Origin of the sequence: Streptomyces sp. NBC_01351 (assembly GCF_036237315.1) — a bacterium.
In the GTDB taxonomy this organism is placed as follows: Bacteria; Actinomycetota; Actinomycetes; order Streptomycetales; family Streptomycetaceae; genus Streptomyces.
The window spans coordinates 309,924-325,934 of the sequence record NZ_CP108356.1 but is presented as its reverse complement, the minus strand read 5'-3'; the positions used below and the strand labels follow the sequence as shown (position 1 = coordinate 325,934).

Sequence of the window (16,011 nt, the reverse complement as noted above, 5' to 3'; positions counted from 1 at the left end):
GCGCGGGCGCGCACACCGGCGCACAGGGGCTCGCTTGCAGCAGATCGTACGAAATCGTATAGTCCGAAATTATGTATTCCGAAATCGAGCCATCGGACTGGTCGGCGCTCCTCGCGCTGCAAAGAGCCACCCACGCGACCCTGCAGGTGCTCGCCGCGGACCTCGTCGACCTGGACCTCACCCCGTCCGAGATCAATGCGCTGGCCAACCTGGCTGACGGCCGCGGCCGGACCGTATCCGAACTCGGCGCGGCCGTCGGAACCCGCCCCACCACGCTGACCAGCGTCCTCGACCGGCTGGAGCGGCGCGGTCACATCACCCGCGGCACCCGCCCGGGGGACCGCCGCGCGGTGCTCATCGAGCTCACCCCTTCCGGGCGGGTGGCCGCCGCCACCATCCGGGAGACCATCACGGCCCTGGAACGCCGTGCGCTGGACGGCCTGCCGCCCGAGGCGCTCGCCGGGCTGCGCGCCGCCCTGCGGGCCCTGACGGAGGTGTCCGCTTGAGTACCGGGCCCACCGCGTTCGACACGCTGATGGCCGAGGTGACGGCCTCGGCCGGACGGTTCGGCCACCGCGAACACGTCCACCTCACCTGGCTCGCCGTACGGCGCTTCGGCGGGCCCGAGGCCCTGCGCCTGCTCGACGAGGGCATCCGGCGCACCGCCACCGAGGCGGGAGTGCCGGAGAAGTACCACGCGACCGTCACCCGAGCCTGGGTGGAACTGGTCGCCCACCACACCGGCCCCGACGGCGGCGAGGACTTCCCGGCCTTCGCCGACCACCACCCCGACCTCCTCGACAAGCACCTGCTGGAGCGCTTCTACTGCCCGGGCACCCTGGCAGCACCCCACGCCAGGACCGCCTGGACCGAGCCCGACCTGGCCCCGTTCCCCTTCCGCCTCACGTGACCTCCGCCCCGTGCGTGCGGGCGATGAGCAGGGCCACGTCGTCGTGGGTGTCGGGGCGGCGCAGAGCCCCGAGGAGGAGGTCGCAGGTCTCCTCGATCGGGCGGTGGGGGACCGCGAGCAGATCCGTCAGGGTCTGGATGCGGGCGTAGATGTCCTGGTCCCGGGTCTCGACCAGCCCGTCGGTGTACAGGACCAGTTCGTCGCCGGGACCCAGCCCGATGGTGGTGGTGCTGAACGGGATGCCGCCCACGCCGAGCGGCACCGCCGTCGCGAGCTCCACGAGCTGCGGGCGCCCCGCCCGGAGATGGATCGGCGGCAGGTGGCCGGCAGTGGAGATGTGACACAGCCGGGTGTGCGGGTCGTAGACGGCGTAGATGCAGGTGGCCATGGCCTCGCCCAGGTCGGCGGTGGCCTCGTCGAGGTGGCTGAGGACCGTCGCCGGCTCCAGCCCGAGCCGCGCCAGGGTACGGGCCGCCGTGCGCAACTGGCCCATGGTGGCCGCGGCGTTGATGCCACTGCCCATCACGTCCCCGACGACGAGTGCCGTACGGTCGCCGTCGAGCGGGACCACGTCGAACCAGTCGCCTCCCGTCTCGTCCGCCGCGCCGGCCGGCTGGTACCGGTAGGCGATGTCCAGCCCGACGGCCGTGGGGGGATGCTGCGGCAGGAGGTGGCGCTGGAGAGCGAGCGCGGTGTGCCGCTGGTGCTGGTACCAGCGGGCATTGTCCACGGACACGGCGGCGCGCGCGGCGAGTTCGGACGCCAGCAGCACGTCGTCCGTGCCGAACGGCTCGGGGTTGCGGGCCCGCTTGAGGTCCAGCGCGCCGAGCACCTGGCCGCGCGCGATGAGCGGCACCGCCAGGTACGAGTGCACCCCGGCCTCGGCGAGGAGCCGCACGGCGTGCTCGTCGCGGGCGATGCGCGGCAGGTCCTCCGGCCGTACGCGCGGCAGCAGTACCGGACGGCCCGTGCTCGCACAGCGCGACACCAGCCGGGTGGGGCCGTACAGCGCAACGTCACCGACGGGGTCGGCGGCCTCCTCGGCCGGGCTGCGGTAGGCGGATTTCACCGCCAGTGCCCGGAACCGGACGGCCTCCCCGTCCGCGCCCTCACCGGGACGGGGCCCCGCGAGGACGGTGTCAAGGATGTCGACGGCGGCGATGTCGGCGACCTCGGGCACCGCCACGTCCGCGAGCTCCCGGGCGGTCACGTCGAGGTCGAGGGTGGTGCCGATACGGACCGACGCGTCCGCGATCAAGGACAGGCGGCGGCGGGCATGGGCTGCGGAAACGGCGGCCAGGTGCTGCTCCGTCACGTCCACGACCGAAACGGCCACCCCGATCACCTGCGAGGCCTGGTCCTCCAGCCGGTACACCGACGAGAGCCAGGCGTGATCACTCTCCGCGTCCGGGGAGATCCGTCCGGTGGTGAAATCGTCGAGCAGGGGCACTCCGCTCTCCATGACCTCACGCATCCGTGCCTCGATGCTCGCGCCGTCCAGGAACGGCAGGACCTCGGTGATCCGCCGCCCCAGGTGCCGGGCGGCCGGCACCCCGTTGATGCGCTCCAGCGCCGGGTTGACCAGCACGTACCGCAGATCCGTGTCCAGGACGGCCAGCCCGATCGGCGACTGGTCGACCAGCCTCAGCGACAGCGCCAGGTCCCGCTCGACCCGGCGCAACGTGGCCCGGTCGGTGGCGAGCCCCAGGGCGAAGGCGCTGCCGCCGTCCGCCTCCAGCCGCATGTTGCGGAACTCCACCAGTACGGTCGTCCCGTCGCGGCGCCGGACGGGGAAGGCCCCGGCCCACGCGCCGTCGCCCGCCATCACCTGGCCGAACAGCCCCAGCACCACGTCCCGGTGCCGCTCCTCGACCAGCAGCTGCGCGGCGTAATGGCCCCAGGCCTCCTTCGCCGTATATCCGAACAGGTGCTCGGCTTGTGGGCTCCACAGGGTGACCCGCCCCTCACCGTCCAGGACGATCGCCGCCACGCCCAGTACGTCCAGCAGTCCGCCCGCCGCGAGCGCCACGTCCCCCGCTCCGGAGTCAGGGACCGACGGAAGGGGCTGGTCAGTGGCCATCAGCGGCCTCCTCACCCGTACACGTCCGCCGGGCAGCCCGGACGGACCCGGGCCTCCTTCCATGCTGCGACCCCGCGCACCGCCCCGCGACCTCGGAACGTGTCGCACCGGGCGGCTATGGTCCAGGGCGGCAGTGATCGCATGGCTATACGGGGGATGTGACACATGAGCGAGACGGAACGGCTGGCGCGGCGCTTCGAGGAGCACCGCTCCCATCTGCGAGCGGTGGCCTACCGGATGCTGGGTTCGCTCAGCGAGGCCGAGGACGCCGTACAGGAGGCCTGGCTCAAGCTGAGCCGCTCCGACGCCGCGGCCGTGGAGAACCTGGGCGGCTGGCTGACCACGGTGGTCGGCCGGGTCTGCCTGGACATGCTGCGCTCGCGGGCCACCCGGCGCGAGGACCCGCTGCACGACCAGCACGGACGGCTCCGGCTCCCCGACCCGATCGTCAGCAACGCGGACGGGCTGGACCCCGAACAGGAGGTCCTCCTCGCCGACTCGGTCGGCATCGCGCTGCTCGTCGTCCTCGACACGCTCGGCCCCGCCGAGCGCCTCGCCTTCGTCCTGCACGACATGTTCGCCGTCCCCTTCGAGGAGATCGCGCCCGTCCTCGGACGTACGCCCGCCACCACCCGGCAGCTCGCCAGCCGCGCCCGCCGCCGCGTCCAGGGGTCGGCCCCCGCCCCGGACACGGACCCGAACCCGGACCAGCGGCGCCGGATCGTCGACGCCTTCATGGAGGCCGCGCGCGGCGGGGACTTCGACGCCCTCGTCGCCCTCCTCGACCCCGAGGTCGTGGCCCGCTCCGACGGCGGTACGCTGCGCCCCGGCCTGCTCCGCCGGGGCGCCGCGGACGTCGCCTCGCAGGCGATCATGTTCGCCCGCTTCGCCGAGGCGGCCCGCCCGGCGCTCGTCAACGCCGCGCCCGGCGTCGTCTCCTTCGCGCGGGACGGCAGTCCGCTGTCGGTGATGGCGTTCACCATCCGGGGCGGCAGGATCACCGCGCTGGACATCCTCACCGATCCGGAGCGCCTCGCGCGCATCGACCTGAGCGTCCTCGACGGCTGACCACCCGGGCCCGCCCCCGCCCTGCCGGGGCGGGCCTGGCCGCCGGACGCGGGCGCAGACAGTAAGGTCCGTTCCGTTCAGTGCCGTTCGGTGCCCTTCCGTCCGGCGCCGGTCATCCGCACCCAGCAGGGGAAGACATGACGATGCGTAAGTTGAAGCTCAAGGCGGTGCTCGTCACCGCGGCCGTAGGCCTCGGCGTCCTCGCCACGGCGGCGTGCGGCAAGAACGGCCAGGAGGCCGAGCCCGCCGCCCCCGCCACGCCGACGGCCGCTTCCTCGCCTGCCGCCCCGTCGCCCGCTGTCTCGTCCCCGGCCGCCACCCCGACCCCGGCCGCAACGGCGGCCACCCCCACGGGCGGCAGGCCGCAGGTCACGCTCACCGATGACGAGGAAGCGGCCTCCATCGAGCTGATCCGGCTCAGGAAAGCCGGCTGGTTCAACCCGAACAAGATCGAGTACGCGGACGACGCGGTCATCGCCCTCCAGCAGTTCAAGCGCTGGCTCGACGCGGGCTACATCGCGCCGGACGGCAGCTGGACCGCCGAGGGGCTGGCCGCGGTGGAGCGGGCGAACAAGTCCGGCACCCCGCTGTAGGTCCAGGGGGTGCGGGAACGGGCGGCCGGGCTACGCGGCTCCGCCGCCCACTCCCGAACCACCGGTGTACGACGCGGTGTCCCGTACCTCGCCGAACCGGGGGAAGATCCTGCGCACCGCGAACTCGTGCTCGTCCGCCGCGAAAGCGGACATGGCGTCCTCGACGAACTCGATCTCGTAGCCGTGGTCGCTCGCCGCGCGCGCGGTGGACTCCACCCCCATCGTCGTCACCAGACCGGCCAGCACCAGCCGGTCGACGCCGAGCGCCCGAAGCCTCTCGTCCAGGCCCGTGTCCTGGAAGGCGCCGACCGTCCGCTTGACGATCTCGATGTCACCGGGGTGCGCGAGGCCCTCCACCAGGCCACTGCCCGGCGGCTGTTCGGCCACGTTCGGCCGCTCGACGCGGACCAGGACCACCGGGCGCCCCTCGGAGCGGAACGCCTCGGCCAGCCGCGCACAGCGGGCCGCGACCTCCTCGCCGGAGTGCGGGGCCACCGGAAGGGCGACGATGCGGGGCATCAGGTCCACGAGGACGAGAGCGGTGCCGGTCGAGGTCTGCGTCACGCGGTGATCATAGTCAGCGCCCCCGCGCGGCCGGAACGGCTATTCGGCCTCGAACCGCGCGGTGTCGCCCGCTCCGCGGCGTACGATCTCGGCCTCGCCGCTGGAGAAGTCGATCACCGTGGTCGGCTTGGTGCCGCAGTCACCCGAGTCGACCACCGCGTCCAGCACGTGATCGAGCCGCTCCTTGATCTCCCAGCCCTGGGTCATCGGCTCGTCCTCGTCGGGCAGCAGCAGCGTGCTGGACAGCAGCGGCTCGCCGAGCTCCGCGAGCAGGGCCTGCGTGACGCCGTGGTCGGGGATGCGGACTCCGACGGTCTTCTTCTTCGGGTGCAGCAGCTGACGCGGCACCTCCGAGGTGGCCGGGAGGATGAAGGTGTACGGCCCGGGCGTGGCCGCCTTGATCGCGCGGAACACGTCGTTGTCGATCTGTACGAACTGGCCCAGCTGAGCGAAGTTCTGGCACACCAGGGTGAAGTGGTGCTTGTCGTCGAGGTTGCGGATCGAACGGATCCGGGTCACGCCCTCGCGGTTGCCGAGCTGGCACCCCAGAGCGAAACACGAGTCCGTCGGGTACGCGATGAGAGCGCCGGAGCGGATGCTGTCTACCACGCTGCTGATCGTGCGCTGCTGAGGATTCTCAGGGTGCACGTCGAAGTACTTCGCCATCCGCCGAGACTACGTGATCCGCCCCCCGGACCCGACACCTCGTGTCGCACCGCGCGCGGCCGCGGCGACAGGTCGATAGTGGGGCCTGTGAGCGACTCCGCGCAGGGCCCGGCACAGGACGGCGCCGCACCGGGAACGGACTGGTCAGGACGGGAGGGGGCGCGCGCCTTCGCGGCAGTGGAGGCCGCCACCGACTGGCTGCTCGGATATCCGTTCGTCTTCCGGGCCCTCGCCCGCCGGCTCGGCCCCGGCGCGGTCCTCGTGGACTACGGCTGCGGACCGGGCAAGGTGGCCGACGCGGCGGCCCGCCGGCTGGGCGCACGCGTCCTGGGCGTCGACACCTCCCCGCAGATGCTGGAGCTGGCCCGCGCCTCGGCTCCCGCGGTCGCGGAGTACCACCTCGTCGAGAACGGGCGGGTGACCGGCCTGGCGGACGGCTGCGCGGACGCGGTGATGTGCAACCACGTCCTCGCCTCGCTGCCGACCGAGGAGGCCCTGCTCGCGGTGTTCACGGAGGTCCGCCGACTCCTGCGCCCCGGGGCACCGTTGGTGCTGTTGACCACCGACCCCGCGTGCGCCGGCACCGAGTACGCCTCCCTGCGGATCGGCGACCCGGGCACCGCGTACGAGCCGGGCGAGCCCCTGACCGTACGTCTGCGGCGAACCGACGGATCCTGGCAGGAGGTACGCAACCACGCGTGGCCGGTCGATCTGTATCCGGCCCTCCTGGAGAGCGCCCGGTTCCGGGACGTCGTCCAGCAGCGCCCGACGGTCGAGGAGGCCCTCGCGGTCGCCGACCCGGAGTTCGCACGCGGCCGCGCGTGGGCGGCGGAACGGGCGCGGCCGCCGCTGGTGGTCACCACCGCGTCGGCGGCCTGAGCTCACACCTCATTTGGCCTTGGGTGCGATCGGCTTGTGGCCGGGGAACACGTGGTCGGGGGTCACGATTTCGGTGACCGCCTCGCCAAAGAGGGTGCTCGGCTCCTGGCCCTCGGTCGTGATGTCGGTGTTGAGGAGGACGACCAACGTTGCCTTGTCCTCCGGGAGGTAGATCGTCAGCGACTCGTACCCGGGCAGCGAGCCGTTGTGCCCGATCCAGCCTTGGACGTTGAAGATGCCCAGCCCGTACCCGTCACCGGGAATGTCCATCGGGGTGGTCTTCAGCCGCTCGGCCTGGGTCGCGGGCGTCAGCAGGGTGCCGGTGGCCAGCGTGTGCGCCCAGCTGCGCAGGTCCATCAGATCGGAGATCATCGCTCCCGCGGACCAGGCCCAGGAGGGGTTCCAGTCGGTCGAGTTCACGACCTTGCCGGAGGCCGACTGGTTGGTGTAGCCCTGCGGGTGCGGATCGGGGAAGTCCGCGTCGACGGGGAAGACCGTCCGGCGCAGCCCGGCCGGCTCCAGGACCTCCTGCCGGATGAACTCGTGGAGCGGCCGGCCGCCGATCTTCTCCACCACGAGCCCGAGCAGGATCAGGTTGGTGTTGGAGTAATCGAACTCCGCGTCGGGCGCGAACTGCACGGGGTGCTTGAAGGAGTAGTCGAGCAACTGCCGTGGCGACATGTAGGTGTTGGGGTTGGTGGTGAACACCTTGTCGAAGTCCGGGTCATCGCTGTAGTTGAACAGCCCGCTGCGCATTCCGGCCAGCATGCGCAGCGTGATGCGGTCGCCGTTCGGGACGCCCTCGATGTACTTGCCGATGGGGTCGTCCAGGCCCAGCTTTCCCTGGTCGACGAGGGTGAGGAGAGCGGTGACCGTGAACGTCTTCGTCTCGCTGCCGATCCGGAAGTTGAAGCCCGTCTCCATGGGAGCGCCGGTGGCCTTGTCGGCGACACCGAAGGTCCGCACGTAGCTTCCCTTGCCGGGGGCCCACAGGCCCACGATCACGCCCGGCACCTGCGTCTCCCCCAGCACCTTCCGTATCGCGACGTCCAGTTGGGCCGCGACGGCGGGGGTGAGCTGCGGGAACTCGGAGTCGCCGCCCGGGGTGGGAGTGGGGGAGGGGGCGGCGGTGACGGAAGGACCGGGTGTGGGCGCCCCGTACGCGGAGCCGGCGGTGGCCGGGACGACGAGCAGAGCCGCGGAAGCGGCCGCCACACAGGCCCGGCGAAGTCGTGTGTGCGTCGACCTCACGGCATGCCTCCTGTCGTACGGAGTGCCAGGGCAAGGCAGTGGCACCAGCCTAGACCTGGCCGATCCGGCCCGCGACCGCGGAGCGGATCGGCACGTGAGCTGCCCGGTGCCGAGCCGCTCGCCGACGTCGGGCCGAGTCAGTTCTTGGTCTCGTGGTCGCCGACGTTCTTCGAGACCGCCTGCAGCAGCGGGTCCAACCGGTCCACCAACTGTTGGTAGTCGGCGACGCGGCCGTCCGACCACTGCCCCAACCCCACCACCATGGCGCGGCCCTGGCCGGTGAAGGCCTGCACCATCCCGCTGTCCGGCGGCAGCGTCCGCAGGCCGGAACCGGGCGGCGGCGCCTGCGCGCCCACCTGGTAGTCGTCGAAGGCCATCGCCAGCCGCGACACCAGCATCATGGTGTCCTGTGGGTCCTTCATGGTGAAGACGGCCAGGTTGAACTGGTTGTTCTGTGCGTCCTTGTAGAGCGCGACCTGCTCGCCCACACAGCCCGCACTCCCTTCGATGAGCGCGGCCAGGGTCGGTCCGACCGAGTCGGGCTCGGTGCAGGAGGCCAGCGCGACCGAGCCGACCCTGGTGAAGGTCGCGCCGGTGGCGTCCTTCACCTGGGCCGGGAACGCGTCCGCGAGCGGGATCATCGGCCGGTCGGCCGCGCCACCCGCAGGGGCGGCCTTTTTCGGTGATGCGGGGGAGGGGGAAGCGGAAGCGGAAGTCGCGGGTGCGCCGGAGCCGGCTTCACCGTCGGACGACGAGCCCGTGAGCTTCAGGCCGAGGGCGGCCAGCGCTGCCGCCGACACCACCAGAACGGCGGTCAGTGGCCACACCCGCTTGCGGCGGGCCGGGGTGGCGGATTCGTACGGTATCTCGTAAGGGTTGGACACGGTGAGACCTTAGTGATCACCGCCGTGGATCTGAACATCCCCAGGTCACAGCCTCATCACTATGCGCACGACGGGCGGGCCGGTCGAGGTGTGCCGGGCACCATGATCAGATGGACATCGAACATCGGATCGTCAGCTCGGGATCGCCCCTCGAACCGCAGATCGGCTTCTCGCGCGCGGTGCGGACGGGGAACTTCGTCGCCGTCGCCGGAACGGCGCCCATCGCCGACGACGGCTCCACCGCCGCCCCAGGCGATGTCTACGCCCAGACGGTGCGGTGCCTGGACATCGCCGAGCGGGCGCTGCGCGAGGCAGGGGCCTCGCTCCAGGACGTCGTGCGGACCCGCGTCATGCTGACCGACGTGACGCGGTGGAAGGAGTCCGCGCGGGCACACGGAGAGCGGTTCGCCTCCATCCGGCCCGTCACCACCTTCGTGGAGGTTTCCCGCTTCATAGATCCCGCGTGGCTCGTGGAAGTGGAGATCGACGCCGTGGTCCGTGCGGGTTGAGTTCGGGGTCTCGTTCGGCGGCACAGCCGGGTTGGTGATCATCGTTCAGGCCTCTTGTCCGTTTTGATGCCCTCTCCGGGCTCAGGCGGTTCAGGGAGGGTGTGGTCATGCGGCGGGCACGACGGACACGGATGGCGGTTGCGGGTGCGGGAGCGAGTGTCCTGCTGATGGTCGGTGCGGCGGCCCCCGGCCGCGGGCCCGGCGTGGACGAAGCGGGTCGGGACCCCGGGGTTCCGGCGGTCGGCCTGCTCGTGGGCCGGGTGCTGGACGAGGGCCGCGGGGCCGTCCGGCCGGGTGGGGAGCAGTGCACGGTGGACGTGTTCCGGCTGGGCATGTGCCAGGGCTGGCGGGAGGAACGCGTGCTGGCCACCGCCGGCGGGCACGGAGTCGTCATCCCGGCGCCGCTCCCCGGCGGCGTGTCCCACCGGGCCGCCCCGGGGACGGACGCCGGCGGGCCGCTGGAGATCGCCGTGGCCGAGCCGGGGCAGGGATCCCTGACCGACGTGTCGGTCACGGACGGCCACGGCCGCCACGTGGCGGGCGTGCTCGGCGCGGGCGGCGGCCGCTGGGTGAACGTGGAGTCCTTGCGCGCAGGGGAGTCGTACACGGTGCGGGTCGGCGCGCAGGACGCGGCGGGGACCGCGGTGGGTGCGACCCTGGTGTTCCGGACGGCGCCGCCCGCGGACGGCGGCCGGCTGACGGCGGACTTCGGGCCGCGCCCCGGTACGTATGGCGCGGGGGAGATCGTCACGGCGGAACTGAGCCGTCCGGTGCCGGCCGACGACGGCCTGGCCCGGACCCGCGTGGAACAGGCGCTGGAGGTGACCTCCCACCCCCGCGTGGAGGGCGCTTGGCACTGGGTCGACGAATCGACCCTGCACTACCGCCCCCGCACGTACTGGCCCGCCCACACGAAGGTGAGCGTCCGCAGCGGCCTCGACGGGGTAGAGATCGGCGAGGGCGTCTACGGCGGGCCCTCCGACGGCGTCGAGTTCACCGTCGCGGACCGGATCGAGGCGGTCACCGACTCGGCCGCGCACACGATGACGGTACGCCGCAACGGACGGGTCATCAGGACGATTCCGGTCACCACCGGCAAGGCCGGATTCAGGACCCGCGCCGGTGTCAAGGTCGTCCTCCGTAAGGAATCCAAGGTGCGGATGCGCGGGGACTCCATCGGCATCAAGAAGGGCACGAGCGAGTTCTACGACCTCCCCGTCCGCTACGCGACCCGCGTGACCTGGAGCGGCGAGTACGTGCACGCCGCGCCCTGGTCCGTGGAAGCGCAGGGCGAGGAGAACGTCAGCCACGGCTGTACGGGCATGAGCACCGAGGACGCGGCCTGGTTCTTCGAAACGGTCCGTGAGGGGGACATCGTCGAGGTCGTCAACAGCGGCGGCCCGCGCATGGAGCCCTTCGGCAACGGCATCGGCGACTGGAACATGGACTGGCCGGCCTGGCAGGCGGGCAGCGCCCTGGCCACCACCTACGGCGCCCCCGCGCCGGCCGTGCCGCCGGTGCCGTCCCGACTGTCCCCGATCACCTGACGCATCCCTGAAACCGGGGGAGGCGCGGCGGGCGTCCCCCCTGCGGGGGTGGTGTTCATGTCAGAGCCGGAACCGCGCGCGTGGGGGCCGACCGCGGCCCTGCCGGCCGTCGCGGCAGCGGTCGTCTTCGCGTGGGCGTACTGGTGCTTCACCAGTTCCTCGGCGCCGTCGACCACCGTGGCCGTGGCGGGCGTGGCGATCCTGCTCTGTGCGGCCTGCACGGTGTACTTCGCACGCGTCGGGGGCAGCGGTGGCTTCTTCGGAACGCTGTTCCTCGCCCTGGGGCTTCTGGCGACGGTGGCGACCGCGGACCAGACGACGGCGCGCGGGGAGGTCGCCACCTGCGTCGTACGGGAGGTCCAGGCCAAGGACCAGCACGCCCACGGAGAGGGCTCCGCGACGAAGACCCTGTACCGACTCGCGCTGACCTGCCCCGGCGGCTACCCGGCCGAGGTCAAGGACGCGCCCCGGGCCGCGGTGGGCGCGGAGATCCGGGTCTCCTACGACCCGGAGCGCCGCGTGACCCCGTCGGTGGAGGGCGAGACCTCGCCGCGGACTACGGCCCTGTGGGCGCTGATCCTCCTCGCAGCGTGCACTGGCCTCGCAGGGCGAAGGAGGCCCGCTCCCGCCACTGCGTCCCGTCGCAGGCCATGAGTCCGACCGAACAGACGCGGAGCCACGGTCAGATGCGGCACGACCTCGGCGAACCGGCCGAACGGCCGGCGCGTTCAGACCCCGCCGCCGAAGTCCCAGGCTTCGATGTCGCGGTAGTGGATCGGCCCCGGGCCGCGGCCGATGTTGCTGCCGACCAGGTGGAGCCGTTCGGCCTGCCATGGGCGGCCCGTGAAGGCGCTGAGGCCGGCGGCGGCCTCCACCGCGTGGGGCGGCTCGTTGCGGCGGGACCGGGCCAGGGTCAGATGGGGGCGCAGTGGCCGGCCCTCGAAGGCGATGCCGCACTCCCTGACCGCGGCGCGCACGTTGTCGGCGAGGAGGTGCAGCCCGTCGAGGTCCCCGTCGATGCCGGTCCACAACACCCGCTCGTCGAAGTGGCCGCCCCCGCGCAGCGCCAGTCGTACGGGCCGGTGACCCGCCGCGAGCTCGGCGAGCGGCGGCCGCAGCAGCTCGACGGCTCCGACCGGGAGCTCGCCGAGGAACGCCAGGGTGATGTGCCAGTCCTCGATGCGGTTCCACCGCATGCGCGGGTACGCCTCGTAGGCGGGGAGCAGCTCCCGCTCCAGCTCCTGCTTCGCGTCGTCCGGCGGGGCGAGTGCGATGAATATCCGAACGGTCGCCGGATGAGTCTTTTCCTTCACAGTGCACTTAGTACCGTGCCGCAGGCGGTCCGGTCATCTTCTGTCCCCGCTCGCCGTGCGCCACACTGGACGCGGAGGTGACGCGGGTGGCGGAACCGATGGAGTCGGAGCGGAGCGCGGCGGACGGAATGCGGGCCCCGGTCCGGGAGACGTACGGGCCGGCGGACCTCAGCTCGGTGCCGGTGTTCGCCGGCGGATTCATCAACTTCGGCTACTGGCAGGCCATCGACCTCACCGGGCCGTTGTCCGTCGCCGACCGCGTCCGCAGCCAGCAGGACCTGTACCGGCACGTGCTCGGCAGTGCGGCCCCGGTCGAGGGCCGCCGGATGCTGGAGGTCGGCTGCGGCCTCGGCGTCGGCTGCGCGCTGGCCCTGTGGGAGTACGCCCCCGCGCACCTCACCGGGATGGACATCCACCCGCAGCAGCTGGAACGCGCCCGGCAGGCCAACGCGGCGCTGCTGGAGGCCGGTCCGGCGCGGATGCGGTTCGTGCGGGGCGCGGCGGAGCGGATGCCGTTCGGCGACGGCGAGTTCGACCGCGTGTACAGCGTCGAGGCCGCCCAGCACTTCGACGACCTCGACGCGTTCGCCCGCGAGGCGGCCCGGGTCCTGCGGCCCGGAGGCCGGGTGGTCGTCGCGAGCTTCTTCACGCCCGACGACGCTCCCGGGCACGGCGCACGGCTCGCCGAGCTCCTCGACTCGTACGCCAGCGGACTGGACATCGCCCGCCCCTTCGCCTCCCTGACGGAGGCGTTCACCGCGGCCGGTCTGACCGGCGTCAGGGCCACGTCCATCGGCCCCGGAGTGTGGCAGGGCTGGGACCGCTGGCTGTCGGACCAGTGGAAGCCCGGCACCTGGCCGCGCAACTTCCTGGCCGCCTACCGGCAGGGCATCCTCGACTACTACGTGATCACCGCGACGCGTCCGCGATCGTGACGCCCCCGGGACGGGCGGGAGGGTCCGGCGCCCGTGGGCGACGCGACGGTGCTCGAGTTCACCGTGCGCACACGCCCTGGCCGCCCGGCCAACAGGCCGCGGCCATCCCGTGGACCGACGCTCAGCGGCGACCAACTCTTCATCATGTACCTGACATTGGAGTCCCTTCGTGACCCTGCCACGTCAGACCCGCCCGGCCGCCCTCGTCGTGGGCGCCGCCGCGCTGCTGCTGGCCTCCGGAGTCAGCGCGCCGGCCCACGCCACTCCCACGCACGCCGCGGCCTCCCGGGCCGCCGCAGGCTCGCTCCCGGCCGTGACGCCCGTCGCCGAAACCGCACCGCTCTTCGACGACGAGGAGGGCGGCAACGCCAACGCCGACGACCCGGCGATCTGGCGCAATGGCGCCGATCCCGCGCGCAGCCTGGTCATCGCCACCGCCAAGGAGGGCGGCCTGCGGGTCTACGACCTCGACGCGGCCCAGGTACAGGCCCTTGCGGCGCCCGCCGGCCCGGGCCCGGACGACGCGCCCGGCCGGTTCAACAACGTGGACCTTGTCCACCGCATGCCCCTGACCACGGGCCGCGCGGACATCGCGGTCGTCACCGACCGCGGCAACGACCGCCTCCGCGTGTACCGGATCGACCGGAGCCGGCCCGGCGGCCCGCTCACCGACATCACCGACCCCGCCGCCCGCCCGGTCTTCTCCGCGGACCAGGCCGAGATCAACGACCAGCGCACCGCCTACGGCCTGGCCACCTGGACCGACCCGGCCACCGGCCGCTCGTACGCGCTGGTCAGCCGCCGCCACGAGACGACCGTCGCCCTGCTCGAACTCGTCGCCGCCCCCGGCGGCACCGTCGGGTACCGGAAGATCCGCAGCCTGGAACTGCCGGCCTCCTTCCGCATGCCGAACGGCACCTCCTGGACCCCCTGCGCCGAGCCGGGCGAACGCCCCCAGGTCGAGGGCATGGTCGTCGACCCGGCGAGCGGCACGCTGTACGCGGGTCAGGAGGATGTCGGTATCTGGCGGGTCCGCGCCGACCTCGGCGGCCGCCCCGAACTCGTCGACAAGGTCCGGGAGTACGGTGTCCCGGCCACGTACGACGAGGAGACCGAGGAGTGCGCGGCCGGCGCCGACCCCGGCTTCGGAGGGCGCCGCCTCTCGGCCGACGTCGAAGGGCTGACCCTGATCACCGAGTCCGACGGCGACGGCTACCTCATGGCCTCCAGCCAGGGCGACAACACCTTCGCCTTCTACGACCGCGAACTCGAAGACGACAACGAGTACGAGGCCGGGCTGCGCATCACGCCCGGCTCCCGTGACATCGACGGCTCCGAGGAATGCGACGGGGCCGCGGCCCTGAGCCAGCCCCTCGGCACCAAGTTCCCGCGCGGCCTCCTCGTCGTTCAGGACGGCCACGACGGCCCGCACGACGGCGAGCGCACCGCCACCAACTTCAAGTTCATCGACCTCGGCAAGGTGATGGACCGCATCGACGACTGATCCCGGCGTCCGGCCGGACGGCCAACCAACCAGCCGGTCGAGGGCGAGGGCGAGGACGAGGGCGAGGACGAGGACGAGGTCACGCACGCGCGAACACATGAGCGTGGGAACCGCCGCAGCCGGGTCAGCGGCCATGCCCTGATGACCTCGTCCTCAGTCGACCGTGCTCACGTCGTCGCACACCGCAGGGGCGGCAGCCTGGGGCGCCTGCGCCACCGCCTGCTTCCAGTGCGCGACCTCGCCTTCGACGCCGCGCCGTACCGGCTGGGCGTACGCCACCCACGCTTCCGTGCCGGGCTCGGCCATCGTCGACCCGAACCGGACGGCGACGACGTACTGCCGACCGGGCTCCAGGACCGCGTTGCGCTCCGGTTCCCTCGACACGTAACGGCCGGGCGTTCCGCCCTGCCGCACGCTCTGTGTGAGCGGCAGGGTCGCCGGGAAGCGGCCCTTCAGCGTCCTGAGCACCCTCACCTCGGTGGTGAGGAACGCGCCGGGCCGAGTCGACTCGTCGTCCTGGTAGCGGACGTTCCGCACGGCCTCGACGACCGCGATGCCCCGCGCCGCCGAGGCGACACCGACGTCCGTCGACAGATCCGCGGTGCTGTCGCAGACCGCCGCCGCCGTGACCTCGCCCGGCCCGGCGGCCGCGTACCAGCCGCCCGCCGTGATCCCCCCGGCCACGGCCAGTCCGGCAACCGTCCATACCCCTGCGCGCATCAGCCCCACAGCTTTCGGTAATTGGCCTTGTCGACGGCCTGCGGCTCCGTGAACAGCGAGTGCGCTTCGGTCCACATGATCGACCGCACATAGGCGGGGCCGCCGTTGCTCTTGTGGCACAGGCCGAGCGCGTGCCCCAGCTCGTGCAGGGCGACCTGCCGCTTCATCGCGGTGTCGTAGCCGTCCATCTTGGCCCTGTTGAACCGAATGTAGTCGGTCGCGCCGATCTGCGGACGCCGCTGCCAGTTCCCGGCGGCGGAGTCGGCGGCGTTCGAATAGTCGACGAACTCCAGGTCGCTGACGGTCGTCGCCGAGTCCGCGAGGATCTTGATCTTCGCCCCCGCGTACTGCCAGCGCTTGATCGCCCAGCGGAACGCGTCGTCGTACTTCGTCGACTCCGTCCACCGGATCTCGCCCTCGTCGACCGAGGAGTCCTCACGGGTCTCCGTCGCGTCGCTCCCGCTCTTGGCGACGCACGGCGCGGGGTTCACGACGACGGCGGCGGCCGGCGGTGGCGCGGCCAGCAGCACAGCGGCGACCACCGCGAGACCACAGCGCAGTCTGTTGCTCACCGCCCCGTCATACCGC

General features: G+C 72.4%; 18 protein-coding genes. 10 read left to right on the top strand and 8 right to left on the bottom strand.

Going from position 1 to position 16,011, the window contains the following annotated elements:
- The first annotated feature begins 71 nt into the window (after positions 1–71).
- Together OG625_RS01665 and OG625_RS01660 are read left to right on the top strand one after the other, a co-directional pair.
- On the top strand, positions 72–506 hold the full coding sequence (locus OG625_RS01665) for a MarR family winged helix-turn-helix transcriptional regulator (RefSeq protein WP_329376201.1): 435 nt from the start codon (positions 72–74) through the stop codon (positions 504–506).
- Positions 503–910: a hypothetical protein gene (locus tag OG625_RS01660; RefSeq protein ID WP_329376199.1), complete on the top strand. Its 408-nt coding sequence runs from the start codon at positions 503–505 to the stop codon at positions 908–910. Before OG625_RS01665 ends, OG625_RS01660 begins: the two co-directional genes overlap by 4 nt.
- Here OG625_RS01660 and OG625_RS01655 read toward each other — a convergent pair.
- A complete protein-coding gene (locus OG625_RS01655) occupies positions 903–2,990 on the bottom strand; it encodes a SpoIIE family protein phosphatase (RefSeq protein ID WP_329376197.1) in 2,088 nt (695 codons plus the stop codon). The two genes, OG625_RS01660 and OG625_RS01655, sit on opposite strands and share 8 nt — an antisense overlap.
- Positions 2,991–3,155: 165 nt before the next feature.
- On the opposite strand from OG625_RS01655, the gene OG625_RS01650 reads away from it, so the two are divergent.
- The gene (locus OG625_RS01650; RefSeq protein ID WP_329376195.1) at positions 3,156–4,058 is read left to right on the top strand and encodes a sigma-70 family RNA polymerase sigma factor; all 903 of its coding nucleotides are present in this window, start codon (positions 3,156–3,158) and stop codon (positions 4,056–4,058) included.
- 137 nt (positions 4,059–4,195) lie between these two features.
- Entirely contained in the window at positions 4,196–4,651 is a 456-nt protein-coding gene (locus OG625_RS01645) for a hypothetical protein (RefSeq protein WP_329376193.1), read from the top strand.
- Positions 4,652–4,681: 30 nt separating this feature from the next.
- Here the strand turns inward: OG625_RS01645 and OG625_RS01640 are convergent, their stop codons facing one another.
- Together OG625_RS01640 and OG625_RS01635 are read right to left on the bottom strand one after the other, a co-directional pair.
- Positions 4,682–5,215 carry an isochorismatase family protein gene (locus tag OG625_RS01640; RefSeq protein ID WP_329376191.1) on the bottom strand — a complete coding sequence of 178 codons (534 nt, stop codon included), beginning with the start codon at positions 5,213–5,215 and terminating at the stop codon, positions 4,682–4,684.
- A 39-nt stretch (positions 5,216–5,254) separates the two neighbouring features.
- A complete protein-coding gene (locus tag OG625_RS01635) occupies positions 5,255–5,881 on the bottom strand; it encodes an L-threonylcarbamoyladenylate synthase (protein WP_329376189.1) in 627 nt (208 codons plus the stop codon).
- An 87-nt stretch (positions 5,882–5,968) separates the two neighbouring features.
- On the opposite strand from OG625_RS01635, the gene OG625_RS01630 reads away from it, so the two are divergent.
- Positions 5,969–6,760, top strand: coding sequence for a class I SAM-dependent methyltransferase (locus OG625_RS01630; RefSeq protein ID WP_329376187.1), 792 nt, complete (start codon positions 5,969–5,971; stop codon positions 6,758–6,760).
- 9 nt (positions 6,761–6,769) lie between these two features.
- Here the strand turns inward: OG625_RS01630 and OG625_RS01625 are convergent, their stop codons facing one another.
- Positions 6,770–8,011 (bottom strand): serine hydrolase domain-containing protein, encoded by a 1,242-nt coding sequence (locus OG625_RS01625; protein WP_329376185.1) that lies wholly within the window; start codon positions 8,009–8,011, stop codon positions 6,770–6,772.
- 137 nt (positions 8,012–8,148) lie between these two features.
- Positions 8,149–8,895 (bottom strand): hypothetical protein, encoded by a 747-nt coding sequence (locus OG625_RS01620; protein WP_329376183.1) that lies wholly within the window; start codon positions 8,893–8,895, stop codon positions 8,149–8,151.
- 110 nt (positions 8,896–9,005) lie between these two features.
- On the opposite strand from OG625_RS01620, the gene OG625_RS01615 reads away from it, so the two are divergent.
- The 3 genes from OG625_RS01615 to OG625_RS01605 all read left to right on the top strand — a co-directional run bounded on the left by OG625_RS01615 (position 9,006) and on the right by OG625_RS01605 (position 11,605).
- Positions 9,006–9,404, top strand: coding sequence for a RidA family protein (locus tag OG625_RS01615; protein WP_329376181.1), 399 nt, complete (start codon positions 9,006–9,008; stop codon positions 9,402–9,404).
- Positions 9,405–9,511: 107 nt separating this feature from the next.
- Positions 9,512–10,951 (top strand): L,D-transpeptidase, encoded by a 1,440-nt coding sequence (locus tag OG625_RS01610; RefSeq protein WP_329376179.1) that lies wholly within the window; start codon positions 9,512–9,514, stop codon positions 10,949–10,951.
- A 57-nt stretch (positions 10,952–11,008) separates the two neighbouring features.
- The gene (locus OG625_RS01605; RefSeq protein ID WP_329376178.1) at positions 11,009–11,605 is read left to right on the top strand and encodes a hypothetical protein; all 597 of its coding nucleotides are present in this window, start codon (positions 11,009–11,011) and stop codon (positions 11,603–11,605) included.
- A 74-nt stretch (positions 11,606–11,679) separates the two neighbouring features.
- Here OG625_RS01605 and thpR read toward each other — a convergent pair whose 3' ends face one another.
- Positions 11,680–12,264: an RNA 2',3'-cyclic phosphodiesterase gene (gene thpR / locus OG625_RS01600; protein WP_329376176.1), complete on the bottom strand. Its 585-nt coding sequence runs from the start codon at positions 12,262–12,264 to the stop codon at positions 11,680–11,682.
- An 86-nt stretch (positions 12,265–12,350) separates the two neighbouring features.
- Between thpR and OG625_RS01595 the strand changes: the two genes are divergently transcribed.
- Together OG625_RS01595 and OG625_RS01590 are read left to right on the top strand one after the other, a co-directional pair.
- Positions 12,351–13,199, top strand: a complete 849-nt coding sequence (locus OG625_RS01595) for a class I SAM-dependent methyltransferase (RefSeq protein WP_329376174.1) — start codon at positions 12,351–12,353, stop codon at positions 13,197–13,199.
- A 169-nt stretch (positions 13,200–13,368) separates the two neighbouring features.
- The gene (locus OG625_RS01590) at positions 13,369–14,703 is read left to right on the top strand and encodes a phytase (RefSeq protein ID WP_329376172.1); all 1,335 of its coding nucleotides are present in this window, start codon (positions 13,369–13,371) and stop codon (positions 14,701–14,703) included.
- A gap of 153 nt (positions 14,704–14,856) precedes the next feature.
- Here OG625_RS01590 and OG625_RS01585 read toward each other — a convergent pair whose 3' ends face one another.
- Positions 14,857–15,423, bottom strand: coding sequence for a hypothetical protein (locus OG625_RS01585; RefSeq protein WP_329376170.1), 567 nt, complete (start codon positions 15,421–15,423; stop codon positions 14,857–14,859).
- Positions 15,423–15,995: a M57 family metalloprotease gene (locus OG625_RS01580; RefSeq protein ID WP_329376168.1), complete on the bottom strand. Its 573-nt coding sequence runs from the start codon at positions 15,993–15,995 to the stop codon at positions 15,423–15,425. Before OG625_RS01580 ends, OG625_RS01585 begins: the two co-directional genes overlap by 1 nt.
- Between the last annotated feature and the right edge of the window lie 16 nt (positions 15,996–16,011).

Excerpts from the sequence above, each read along its gene's own strand:
- OG625_RS01665 (WP_329376201.1), top strand. The coding sequence starts at position 72 with ATGTATTCCGAAATCGAGCCATCGGACTGGTCGGCGCTCCTCGCGCTG.
- OG625_RS01655 (WP_329376197.1), bottom strand. The coding sequence starts at position 2,990 with ATGGCCACTGACCAGCCCCTTCCGTCGGTCCCTGACTCCGGAGCGGGG.
- OG625_RS01650 (WP_329376195.1), top strand. The coding sequence starts at position 3,156 with ATGAGCGAGACGGAACGGCTGGCGCGGCGCTTCGAGGAGCACCGCTCC.
- OG625_RS01645 (WP_329376193.1), top strand. The coding sequence starts at position 4,196 with ATGACGATGCGTAAGTTGAAGCTCAAGGCGGTGCTCGTCACCGCGGCC.
- OG625_RS01635 (WP_329376189.1), bottom strand. The coding sequence starts at position 5,881 with ATGGCGAAGTACTTCGACGTGCACCCTGAGAATCCTCAGCAGCGCACG.
- OG625_RS01615 (WP_329376181.1), top strand. The coding sequence starts at position 9,006 with ATGGACATCGAACATCGGATCGTCAGCTCGGGATCGCCCCTCGAACCG.
- OG625_RS01610 (WP_329376179.1), top strand. The coding sequence starts at position 9,512 with ATGCGGCGGGCACGACGGACACGGATGGCGGTTGCGGGTGCGGGAGCG.
- OG625_RS01605 (WP_329376178.1), top strand. The coding sequence starts at position 11,009 with ATGTCAGAGCCGGAACCGCGCGCGTGGGGGCCGACCGCGGCCCTGCCG.
- OG625_RS01585 (WP_329376170.1), bottom strand. The coding sequence starts at position 15,423 with ATGCGCGCAGGGGTATGGACGGTTGCCGGACTGGCCGTGGCCGGGGGG.